The following is a 10,991-nucleotide window of genomic DNA, read 5'->3' on the forward strand; positions in this document are numbered from 1 at the left end:
CCCAGAGCAGCGTGAGCGCTGCGAAGAGACTCTCCTGAAGGATGCGCAGAAGCTGACGCTCAAGGACCTGCGCCGCAGGGCCGCCCGGATCACCGACGCCTACAAGAAGACCACCGACGAGGTCGACGCCGACGAGGACGAGATCCTCCGCCGCCGCGAAGAGGAAGCCCGCAAGAAGACGTCGTTCTCGATGTGGGACAACAACGACGGCACCGTCACCGGCCGTTTCACCCTCCCCGAGGCCCAGGGCGCGATGCTCAAGACCGCTCTTGACGCGTTGGCTGCGCCGCACCAGAAGGTCGGGACCGTCAACGCCGCGACCGGCGAGATGGACGAGATCGGCTTCGGCCAGACCTACCCCCAGCGCCTCGGCCACGCCTTCGCCACGTTGATCGAGCACATCCCGGCTGATTCCCTGCCGTCCAACGGTGGCGTCTCCGCCGTCGTGACGGTCAACCTCGACCTTGACACCCTCATGGGCGGCGTCAAGGCCGCCGGGCTGTCGGACGGCACCCGCATCAGCGCCGGCGAAGCGCGCCGGCTCGCCGGCTCGGCACAGATCGTCCCCATGGTCCTCAACGGAACGCCACTCCCGCTCGACCTCGGCTCCGCCAACCGGTACTTCAACCGCAGCTCACGCCGGGCGATGGAGAAGCGCGACATGGGATGCACGACACCCGGATGCGACCGTGACGCCAGGTGGACCGAGGCTCACCACCTGAATCCGTACGCGATCTCCAAGACCACCGACATCAGGGACGGCGCACTTCTCTGTCCGTTCCACCACCACCGAGCACACGACCAGGGCTGGATCGGACGCATCAACCCCGACGACGGACACGTCGAGTGGAAGCTCCCCGGCTCCGACACCTGGCAACGCAACCAACGCTGGCGACCCTGAACCCTCACGCCCACGACACCCCGACCTCTTGGTGGGGGTGCTCGTGCTGCCCGCGCATCGCTGAGCTGCCCAGAGTGGTCTCGATACGCGGTTCCGAGCTCCTCCGTCGCCGGAACCGCTACTCGACCACCGGGCGTGAGCCGCGCTCGACCACCGAGGCCGACGTCGCTGGTCGAGCAGGACGGGCGAGCGTGCGAGGCCCGTCCGTATCGAGACCACTCACCGACGGTCTCGACACGCAGGGCGGCTACCGCTGGACCGCCCAGGAGTGGTCTCGATACACCTCCCCTCGCTGGCGCTCGTGGAGGCACTCGACCACCGAGTGCCGGCCCGGCCGGCCCTAGACTCGCGGCGACGAAGGGAGTGCCCATGTCGGGCGGGGACTTCAAGGACATGTTCGCCGCCGCCGTGCGCGGCGACGTCGAGCTGGTCCGCTTCCACCTGGAGCGGGGCGTCGACCCCGACTACGTGCACCCTGAGCTGCAGTCCACCGCGCTGGTGACCAGCATCCTGGCCGGTCAGGATGCGGTGGCTCGGGAGCTGCTCGCCCACGGGGCCGACCCGACGATGGTCTCCGAGCTGGACGAGACCACCCCGGTCGAGGCGTCCCGGGCCGCGGGGCTCACGGCGCTCGAGGCCCACCTCGTCGAGCTCGGCGCACGCCCGGCAGCGGGTGCACCTCCGGCAGGGCCCGCTCCTCGTGGGCGGGGCGACCGACGGGCGGCGTGGTGGCCCGCGTGGCTCAGTGGTTCTTCTCGTGCACCAGACGCAGACCGGTGAGGGTCAGCCACGGGTCGCGTGACGTGATCGTCGTGCAGTGGTCGAGCACCACGTCGGCGTAGGCGCCGGTCGCGATGACCGCCACGTCGTCGGGGTCGGCCTCCAACGACTCGATGATCCGGTCGACCATCCCGTCGACCAGGCCCGCGAACCCGTAGACCGCGCCCGACTGCACGGCCTCGACGGTGTTCTTGCCGATGACGTCGCGGGGGACGGCCAGCTCGACTGCCCGCAGCTGGGCGCCGCGACGAGCCAGCGCCTCGAGCGACAGCTCGACGGCCGGCGCGATCGCCCCGCCCAGGTACCGGTTCCGGTCGTCGACCACGTCGAAGATCGTGGCCGTGCCGTTCATGTCGACCACGATCGCCGGCCCGCCGTACACCTCGGCCGCGGCGAGCGCGTTGACGATGCGGTCGGCACCCACCTCGCGCGGGTTGTCGGTGTGGATCGGGATGCCGGTCTTCACGCCCGGCCCGACGATCGAGACCGGGAGTCCGCCGTAGTACCGCTCCAGCATCGCCTTCAGCTCGACCTGGATCGACGGCACGGTGCAGCACATGGCCACCGCCTGGACGTCGGCCAGACCCGCTGCGCGCACGAAGCCGTGGGCGAGCAGGTGCCACTCGTCGGCCGTGCGTTGCGTCTGCGACGAGACGGTCCAGTGCTCGACGAGCTTCTCGCCCTCGAACGCGCCGATGACCGACTGGCTGTTGCCGACGTCGAGCGTCAGGAGGGTCACGGCGCCACCGTCGCCGCCCCCGGCCCGGCACCCCCGCCGGCCGCCACGAGCGGGTTCTCCACGACGTCGCCGCGGGTGAGCCCCGACCCGGGCAGGGCCTCGGCCGGGTCGGACCCGGTGCCGATGATGCGGTTCTCGGAGTCCACGAACACGACGCTCGGCTGGTGCTCGCGTGCCTCGGCGTCGTCCATCTGGCCGTAGCCGATGAGGATCACCAGGTCGCCGGGATGCACGAGGCGAGCGGCGGCACCGTTGATGCCGATGACGCCCGAGCCGCGCTCGCCGGCGATCGTGTAGGTCTGGATGCGGGCGCCGTTGTCGATGTCGACGATGTGCACGAGCTCGCCCGGCAGCAGGTTCGCCGCGTCGAGCAGGTCGGCGTCGACCGTCACGGAGCCGACGTAGTGCAGGTCGGCCTGCGTGACAGTGGCGCGGTGGATCTTCGAGGTCATCATCGTGCGGAGCATGGTCAGGGTCCCTTCCGGAGCACCACGGGTGAGTTGTCGAGCAGGCGCGTGGTGCCGACCCTGGCTGCCACCAGGATCCGCGCCTCCCCCTCGTAGGAGTCGTCGACGTCGCCGAGCAACAGGTCGGTCACGACCAGGTAGTCCACCTCGACGCCGTCGGCGGCGTCGAGCACCTCGCGCGCGGCCTTCAGCACGGCGTCGCGTCCGACGACGCCCTCGTCGGCGGCGGCTCGCAGCGCGACGGAGAGGGCGAGCGCCTGCTCGTGCTGGATCGGCGTCAGGTAGGTGTTGCGCGAGCTGAGCGCCAGGCCGTCGGCCTCGCGGACGATCGGGTGGCCCACGACCTCGACGTCGAGCGCCAGGTCGCGCACCATGCGGCGGATCAGCGCCAGCTGCTGGAAGTCCTTCTCGCCGAAGACGGCGACGTCGGGGCGCACGAGGGCGAACAGCTTCGCGACCACGGTGAGCACGCCGCGGAAGTGCGTGGGGCGGGCGGCGCCCTCGAGCACCTGCCCGAGCGGGCCCGGGTCGACGGTCACGGCCCCGTCCAGGCCGCCGGGGTACATCTCGTCGACGTCGGGCGCGAACACGACGTCGACGCCCTCGCGCTCGCAGACGACCAGGTCGGCGTCGAAGGTGCGCGGGTAGGCGTCGAGGTCCTCGCCCGCCCCGAACTGGGTGGGGTTGACGAAGATCGAGACCACGAGCGTGTCGCCGAGCGGGCGTGCGTGCCGCATGAGGCGCGCGTGGCCGTCGTGCAGCGCACCCATGGTGGGCACGAACGCCGTGCGGTCGGCCCCCGCGAGGGCCGCACGCAGCTCGGCCCGGGTACGGGCGACGACGGGGGTCATGTCAGGCCCGTCCGTGCGCGTGCTGCCGCTCGTCGGCCGATCCCGACCCGTGGAGCCCCGACCCGCGAAGCACCGACTCGTCGAGGGCGGACTCCACGACCGCCGCGGTGGCGGCGTCGAGCCGACCGTCGGCCGCGGCGCGCTCGGTGGTGGCGTGGGCCATGGCGACGTAGGCGTCGCGGGTGGAGGCGGGCTCGGTGGCGAGAGCGTCGACGTGGGCCCGCACGGTGGTGACGTCGCCGCGGGCGATGGGGCCGGTCAGCGCGGCGTCGCCGAGGTCGAGAGCGTTCTCGAGGGCCGCCTCGAGCAGCGGGCGCAGGATCTGCGAGGCCTCGGCCCCGGCACCGATGCCGTGGAGCAGCTCGCGGGCCTGGGCGACGAGCGTGACGAGGTGGTTGGCGCCGTGGCTGAGCGCCGCGTGGTAGCGGACCCGGTCGGCGTCGTCGATCCACACCGGGGTGCCGCCGAGCGTGACGGCGAGGTCCTCGGCGACCTCGCGCTCGGCGTCGCCGGCCGTGAGGCCCATGGCGCACGAGCGACCCAGGTCGACCGACGAGCCGGTGAACGTCATGGCCGGGTGCAGGGCCACCGGGCGCGCGCCGACGCGCGCCGCGGACCGGAGGGCGTCCAGACCGTGCCGCCCGCTCGTGTGCACGACCACCTGGCCGGGACGCAGCACCGTCGAGAGCTCCTCGGACACGGCCACGAGGGCGTCGTCGGGGACGGCGAGCACCAGCACGTCGCTGCGCGCGGCGACCTCGGCCGGCGACAGCACCGGCACGTCGGGCACGAGGGTGCGGGCGCGCAGGGCGGAGGCGTCGGAGCGGGCGCTGATGCCGACGACGTCGCGGCCGGCGGCGCGCAGTCGGGCGGCCAGGACGGAGCCGACCCGGCCGGCGCCGACGACGCCGTAGGTGGTGCGCTCACGCGCAGGGTCGTGCTGACGTGCGTGCGTCATGGGGAGTGCCTCTCGTTCCAGTCCCGCGAACGGGTACCAGACTGCTGACACCGTCAGTCTACGACCGTCCTCCGGCGGCGCACAGTGGCACGGAGGTGGCGAGGGTCACAGCGTGAGCCGGTGGCTCCGCAGGCCCTCGAGGTGCAGGCCCTCGGGCCCGTCGACGGTCAGCGTCAGCACCAGCTCGCAGCGCCGGGTGGCGGGGGCCGGGAAACGCAGCCGCCAGCCCGAGCCCGGGTAGCCGCGGACGGTGCCCGCCCGCGACGTGAAGGCGGCGGCGTCGTCGGTCCGCTCGACCTCGCCGGCTGCCGTGTCGCGGCCCGTGAGCACGCGTGCCGTGAGCGACGCGGCGGCCACGTCGGCGTGGGGGAACCAGGCCCGCACGTCGACCACGAGCTCGTCGGCTCCGGCCAGGACCTCGCGCACGGTCGTGCGAAGCCGCACCTGCTCGGCGGTGGCCAGGTAGGTCACGGGGTCGAGATCGTCGTCGAGGCGCCCCGGCAGGTCGATCGCCGGGCCGTCGGACGTGGGCACCAGGTCGAACAGCTGTGACTGCAGGCCCTCCGCGCGCACGAACCGCCAGACCGCGGCGAGGTCCCCGGTGGCGCGGGCCTGGTCCAGGAGGGCGTTCATGACGCGGTGCTGGGCCGGCACCTCGCGGGCGTAGCGGTCGGGGGCCACCGCCGCCACGAGCCGAGGGATCCGCTGCACGAGGACCTCGAGGTAGGCGTCGTCGGCCCGCTCGAGCTTGAGCGTGGAGTTGGGGACGTTGTGCTTGAGCAGCTGCAGCGCCCGCTCCTCGCGGACGGCGGGCAGCGGCTCGAGCAGGCGGAGTGACTCGTCGGCGGCGTCCATGCGGGCCGTCACGTTCTCGACGGTCACCTGCCCCTGCGAGGTGGAGGCCGTCTGCCGCCGCCAGGAGTAGGCCATCGTGGAGGTCACGTCGATGCCTGCGGCCTCGCGGAACGCCTGGGCCGTGAGGATCTGGTCCTCGTAGATGACCCCGGGAGGGAACGCCAGCCCGGCCGCGTCCCAGAAGGTGCGCCGGAACACCTTGGCGCAGGCGATGGCGTGGACGAGCACGTCGGGCCGTTCCGACACCGTGGTGCCCTCCACCGGCCGCGCGTGCAGCGCCCGGATCCACGGCGCGGGCCGCACCACGGTCCCGCCCTCGAGTCGCTGGTACGGCAGCACGGCGAGGTCGGAGCCGCTGCGCTCCAGCCCGCGCACGGCCGCGTCGAGGCCCTCACGGGTCACGACGTCGTCGGCGTCGACGAACGTGAGGTAGGTGCCGGTGGCCACCTCGACACCACGGTTGCGGGCCGCGCTCTGGCCCGCGTTCGGCTGCGAGAGCACGACCACGCGGGGGTCGCGCGCCGCGACCTCGTCGGCGATGGCCCGGCTGCCGTCCGTCGAGCCGTCGTCGACGACCACGACCTCGAGATGGCGGTAGCGCTGCCCGAGCACCGACTCCAGGGCCGCCGCCAGGTGCTCCTCGCCCTGGTACACGGGCATCACGACGCTGAGCGTCGGCCCGCGCAGGTCGCGAACCCGACGGGTGGCCCGGCCGACGGCACCGCGGACGAGGCGACGGACGGGCGGGCGGGGCACGCCGCGAGCATAACGTCGGGTAGACAAGCACCATGAGCACCGACGCACAGGCCGAGGCCCACGGCCTCCTGGTCACGGCCGACGACGTCGAGGCGGCCGCGGAGCGGCTGGCCGGCGTGGTGACCGCCACCCCGGTCGAGCGCAGCGCGCGGCTGAGCGAGGTCACGGGTGCCGACGTCTGGCTCAAGCGGGAGGACCTGCAGGTCGTGCGCTCCTACAAGGCGCGGGGCGCGTACAACCTCATCGCGCAGCTCGACGACGCCGCACGGGCTGCCGGCGTGGTCACCGCGAGCGCAGGGAACCACGCCCAGGGCGTGGCGTTCGCGTGCGCCGCGCTCGGTGTGCGTGGCCGCGTGCACCTGCCTCGCACGACGCCCCACCAGAAGCGCGACCGGATCGCGAGCATCGGCGGCGACGCCATCGAGATGATCCTCGACGGCGAGACCTACGACGACGTGTCGGCGGCAGCCACCCGCGAGGCGCTCGACGGCGCCACCCTGGTGCCGGCCTTCGACGACCCGCGCACGATCGCCGGTCAGGGCACGGTCGTGCAGGAGGCGTTCGACCAGCTGCAGCGGCTCGGCGAGCCCGTCCCCGACGTGCTCGTGGTGCCCGTCGGCGGAGGCGGCCTGCTCGCCGGCAGCATGGCCTGGCTCCGCGAGCGCCATCCCGGGGTCCGGGTCGTGGGCGTGGAGCCGGCCGGGGCGACGTCCATGGCGGCGGCGCTCGCGGCCGGCGAGCCGGTGACGCTGCCCGAGATCGACACCTTCGTCGACGGCGCCGCGGTGCGGCGCGCGGGTCGGCACACCCTCGACACCGTGCGCGGCGACGGCTCCACGGCCGTGCAGATGCTCGGCGTCCCGGAGGGCCAGGTGTGCAGCGAGATGCTCGCGCTGTACCAGAGCGACGGCATCATCGCCGAGCCCGCAGGCGCCCTCGCGACGTCGGTCCTGGGCTCCCTGCTGACGGTGGCGCCCGGCTCGCGCGTGCTGTGCATCCTGTCCGGCGGCAACAACGACGTCAGCCGCTACGCCGACGTCGTGGAGCGCTCGCTCGTGCACGAGGGCCGCAAGCACTACTTCCTCGTCGAGTTCGCGCAGGAGCCGGGTGCGCTGCGACGCTTCCTCGACGAGGTGCTCGGCCCCGACGACGACATCGCCCTGTTCGAGTACGTCAAGCACAGCAACCGCGAGACCGGCCCCGCCCTCGTGGGCATCGAGCTGGCCCGCGCCGACGACCTCCCGGCCCTGCTCGAACGCATGGAGGCCGCACCGCCGCGCATCGAGCGGATCGAGAGCGACAGCCCGCTGTTCCGCTTCATCCTCTGACCCTCCTCGGGCACGGCGGCGCGACCCCGCCGTCGTGAGCACGGCCTCTGACAGACTGGCGCCATGCCTCGTCTGCTGGTCCGCTCCGGCAAGGACCCGTTCACCCCGGTGGGCGCGGAGACGACCCTCACGCAGGACGTCTTCAACTCCAACTCCGGCAACTACCTCTTCCAGCACTCGGTGTGGCGGTCCCTGGCCGTCGACGGCACCGAGCTGGTCAGCTCGAGCACGCTCTCGGAGCGGCGCTCGCCCGAGCCCGGCGACGCCGAGCGGATCAACGCCGAGTTCGACCACCTCGTGGTGCCGATGGCCAACGCGTTCCGACCGCAGTTCGTGCGTCACCTGACGGCGCTCACCGAGCTCGTCGAGCAGCTCACCATCCCCGTCACCGTGGTCGGCATCGGCTCGCAGGCGCCGCACGGCGAGGGCCCGGAGTCCCTGGGCGAGATCGCCGACCCCGTGAGGCGCTTCGTCTCCGCCGTGCTCGAGCGCTCCGCCTCCATCGGCGTACGCGGCGACTTCACGCGACGCCACCTGGCACTCCTCGGGTTCGGCGACGACGTGGTCGACGTCATCGGCTGCCCCTCGCTGTTCCTCTGGGGGCCGGACCACCGCGTCGAGCGGCGCGTGACCGCCCTCGGCGACGACGCGGCCCTGGCCCTCAACTTCACGCCCGAGGTACCGGGCATCGGCGACTTCGTCACCCGGCAGGGCGAGCGGCACCCGAACCTCGTGGCCGTCGGCCAGGACGCGCACGACCTGCGGGCCATGCTCTGGGGCGTCCCGCACCCGCACGTCGACGACCCCGCCGTGCCCGTCCACCTGCACCACCCGCTCTACCAGCAGGACCGGCTGCGGCTGTACCTCGACACCTGGACCTGGTACCGCGACCTCGCCCAGGTCGACTTCGTGTACGGCACGCGCTTCCACGGCAACGTCGCGGGGCTGCTCGGCGGCACGCCGGCCGTGCTGCTGGCCCACGACTCGCGGACCCTCGAGCTGGCCGAGTACCACCGCATGCCGCACCGCGTGGTGTCGGCGTTCGACGAGGCCACCGCCGGGCTGCACGCCGACGAGCTGCACGCCGCGGCCGACCTCGACGCCTTCCACGCCGAGCTGCCGGCCGGCTTCGCCCGGTACACCGCCTTCCTGGAGCGCAACGGCCTCACCCACCGGTGGTCGCCCGGCACCGGCGCGCAGTCCTTCGACGAACGCCTCGCCGCGGTGGACCTGCCGCCGGCGGTGCACACGCTCGCCGCGCCGGGGCTCGACCAGGTGGCCGCACGCCTGCAGTGGCTGCGCGAGGGGATGGTCCTCGACATCACACGGCACCCGCAGCGGTACGAGCCGCCCTTCCCACACCCCGCGTGGCGCGGGGCGGGCAGCCGCCACGCGCGCCTGGCCGACGACGCGAAGGCCCGCGACGCCGCCAACGCCGACGCGGTCGCCGCGCTGGCGCGCCGTGTCGAGTCGTTGGAGAACACCCGGTGGCGGCGCTTCGTCGCCCGGCTCAGGAAGGCGGTCGGTCGTGGCTGACGCCTCGGGGCAGCGGGAGTCGGGGTCGCAGCGGTCGGGGCGGGTCCCGTCGGCCGTCGACGTCCTGGCCGAGGAGTGGCTCGACGTGATGCTCGAGCACGAGCCCGAGTGGCACGTCTCCCTCGGCCGGCCGGGACGCGATGGCGAGTACGCCGACCTGTCGCCGTCGGGGCACGAGGCGTACGCCGACGCGGCACGCGCCATGCGTCGCCGGCTCGACCACGTGGAGCCGCGTGACGACGTCGACGTCGTCACGCACGCGGAGCTCGTGCGCGTGCTCGACCTGCACGTCGAGGAGCACGACGCCGGCACCTGGCGCAGCGACCTCAACGTGATCGCCTCGCCCGTGCAGAACGTGCGCGACGTCTTCGACCTGATGCCGCGCGACGACGTCGACGGCTGGTCCGGCGTCGCCACCCGCCTCGCGAACCTGCCGGGTGCGCTCGCCGGGTACACCGAGTCGCTGCGCTCCGGGATCCGCGCCGGCGACACCCCGGCGCGCCGCCAGGTCGTCGAGGTCGTCGACCAGGCCCGACGCCAGGCCGAGGCCGGCGCGTTCTTCGACGAGCTGGCCGACGCCGCCGCGTCCGCGTCCGTGCCGGCGTCGCTGCAGGCCGACCTGCGGCGCGGCGCCGACGGCGCGCGGGCCGCGTACGCCGAGCTGGCGACCTTCCTGGCCGACGAGCTGGCCCCGGCGGCCCGAGAGCGCGACGCCTGCGGCCGCGACCGGTACGCCCTCGCCTCGCGCGGCTTCCTGGGCGCGGCCGTCGACCTCGAGGAGACGTACGACTGGGGGCTCGAGGAGCTCGACCGCATGGTCCGCGAGCAGGAGGCCGTCGCGCAGCAGGTCCTGCCCGGAGCGTCGGTGGCCGAGGCCGTCGCGCACCTCGAGTCCTCCCCCGAGCACCGGCTGGTGGGCACCGACGCCCTGCAGGCCTGGATGCAGGAGACGAGCGACCGCGCCGTCGAGGAGCTGGGGCGCACCCACTTCGACGTGCCCGACATCATGCGCTCGCTCGAGTGCCGCATCGCGCCCACCCAGGAGGGCGGCATCTACTACACGCCGCCGAGCGACGACTTCGCCCGCCCGGGGCGCATGTGGTGGAGCGTGCCGGAGGGTGTCACGGAGTTCGACACCTGGCGCGAGCTGACCACCGTCTACCACGAGGGCGTGCCCGGCCACCACCTCCAGTGCGGCTATGCGGTGTGGAACGCCGCCGAGCTGAACGCCTGGCGTCGCGGGGCCCTCTGGACCTCCGGACACGGCGAGGGCTGGGCGTTGTACGCCGAGCGGCTCATGGCCGACCTGGGCTACCTCGACTCCCCCGCCGACCGGCTCGGCATGCTCGACGGCCAGCGCATGCGGGCGGCCCGGGTGGTGCTCGACCTCGGGGTGCACCTCGAGCTGCCCCGTCCCGACGGCGACGGTCCCTGGACCGCCGAGCACGCCTTCGCGTTCATGGCCGAGCACGTGAACATGAACGCCCCGTTCGTGCGCTTCGAGGTGAACCGCTACCTCGGCTGGCCGGGCCAGGCGCCCAGCTACAAGGTCGGCCAGCGCATCTGGGAGCAGGTCCGCGACGCCTGGGTCCGTGAGCACGGTCCGGACCTCAAGGAGTTCCACCGCCGGGCCCTGAGCCTCGGTTCCGTCGGGCTCGACACGCTGCGCGCCACGCTGGTCTGAGCAGCACGCCCCGCCGCCCATCGGTGGATGCGCAACATCAGGACGCGACCTGCGGTTGACGATCCACCAATGACCACCACGTCCCCCGCCATCGGTGGATGCGCAACATCAGAACGCGCGCTGCGGTTGAGGATCC

The 10,991-nt window shown here is 73.3% G+C and carries 10 protein-coding genes; 5 read left to right on the plus strand and 5 right to left on the minus strand.

The window, feature by feature from the left end:
- Positions 1–901: HNH endonuclease signature motif containing protein (locus ASF38_RS02345; protein ID WP_162237281.1), on the plus strand; the 901-nt coding region annotated here is incomplete at its 5' end.
- 369 nt (positions 902–1,270) lie between these two features.
- Positions 1,271–1,681 carry an ankyrin repeat domain-containing protein gene (locus tag ASF38_RS02350; RefSeq protein ID WP_056573383.1) on the plus strand — a complete coding sequence of 137 codons (411 nt, stop codon included), beginning with the start codon at positions 1,271–1,273 and terminating at the stop codon, positions 1,679–1,681.
- On the opposite strand, the gene ASF38_RS02355 is transcribed toward ASF38_RS02350, so the two are convergent.
- From ASF38_RS02355 to ASF38_RS02375, 5 genes are all read right to left on the minus strand, one after another.
- The gene (locus tag ASF38_RS02355; protein WP_055963888.1) at positions 1,644–2,420 is read right to left on the minus strand and encodes a type III pantothenate kinase; all 777 of its coding nucleotides are present in this window, start codon (positions 2,418–2,420) and stop codon (positions 1,644–1,646) included. The genes ASF38_RS02350 and ASF38_RS02355 overlap by 38 nt on opposite strands.
- Positions 2,417–2,887 carry an aspartate 1-decarboxylase gene (gene panD / locus ASF38_RS02360; protein ID WP_055963884.1) on the minus strand — a complete coding sequence of 157 codons (471 nt, stop codon included), beginning with the start codon at positions 2,885–2,887 and terminating at the stop codon, positions 2,417–2,419. Before panD ends, ASF38_RS02355 begins: the two co-directional genes overlap by 4 nt.
- Before the next feature lie 2 nt (positions 2,888–2,889).
- The gene (gene panC / locus ASF38_RS02365) at positions 2,890–3,738 is read right to left on the minus strand and encodes a pantoate--beta-alanine ligase (protein ID WP_056573386.1); all 849 of its coding nucleotides are present in this window, start codon (positions 3,736–3,738) and stop codon (positions 2,890–2,892) included.
- Between the two features lies 1 nt (position 3,739).
- Entirely contained in the window at positions 3,740–4,696 is a 957-nt protein-coding gene (locus ASF38_RS02370; RefSeq protein ID WP_056573388.1) for a Rossmann-like and DUF2520 domain-containing protein, read from the minus strand.
- Between the two features lie 105 nt (positions 4,697–4,801).
- Positions 4,802–6,307: a glycosyltransferase gene (locus tag ASF38_RS02375; RefSeq protein ID WP_056573391.1), complete on the minus strand. Its 1,506-nt coding sequence runs from the start codon at positions 6,305–6,307 to the stop codon at positions 4,802–4,804.
- Positions 6,308–6,339: 32 nt separating this feature from the next.
- Between ASF38_RS02375 and ilvA the strand changes: the two genes are divergently transcribed.
- The 3 genes from ilvA (at position 6,340) to ASF38_RS02390 (ending at position 10,855) form a co-directional block, all read left to right on the plus strand.
- On the plus strand, positions 6,340–7,635 hold the full coding sequence (gene ilvA, locus ASF38_RS02380; protein WP_056573394.1) for a threonine ammonia-lyase IlvA: 1,296 nt from the start codon (positions 6,340–6,342) through the stop codon (positions 7,633–7,635).
- A gap of 63 nt (positions 7,636–7,698) precedes the next feature.
- Complete coding sequence (locus ASF38_RS02385; protein WP_056573397.1) at positions 7,699–9,171, plus strand: polysaccharide pyruvyl transferase family protein; 1,473 nt, start codon at positions 7,699–7,701, stop codon at positions 9,169–9,171.
- On the plus strand, positions 9,164–10,855 hold the full coding sequence (locus tag ASF38_RS02390) for a DUF885 domain-containing protein (protein WP_056573400.1): 1,692 nt from the start codon (positions 9,164–9,166) through the stop codon (positions 10,853–10,855). The genes ASF38_RS02385 and ASF38_RS02390 overlap by 8 nt, the downstream gene beginning before the upstream one ends.
- Positions 10,856–10,991: the final 136 nt, after the last annotated feature.

Source organism: Aeromicrobium sp. Leaf272 (genome assembly GCF_001422865.1).
Classification (GTDB): Bacteria; Actinomycetota; Actinomycetes; order Propionibacteriales; family Nocardioidaceae; genus Aeromicrobium.

Bases quoted from the DNA above. Each gene is read 5' to 3' on its own strand.
- ASF38_RS02350 (WP_056573383.1), top strand. From the start codon at position 1,271: ATGTCGGGCGGGGACTTCAAGGACATGTTCGCCGCCGCCGTGCGCGGC.
- panD (WP_055963884.1), bottom strand. From the start codon at position 2,887: ATGCTCCGCACGATGATGACCTCGAAGATCCACCGCGCCACTGTCACG.
- panC (WP_056573386.1), bottom strand. From the start codon at position 3,738: ATGACCCCCGTCGTCGCCCGTACCCGGGCCGAGCTGCGTGCGGCCCTC.
- ASF38_RS02370 (WP_056573388.1), bottom strand. From the start codon at position 4,696: ATGACGCACGCACGTCAGCACGACCCTGCGCGTGAGCGCACCACCTAC.
- ilvA (WP_056573394.1), top strand. From the start codon at position 6,340: ATGAGCACCGACGCACAGGCCGAGGCCCACGGCCTCCTGGTCACGGCC.
- ASF38_RS02385 (WP_056573397.1), top strand. From the start codon at position 7,699: ATGCCTCGTCTGCTGGTCCGCTCCGGCAAGGACCCGTTCACCCCGGTG.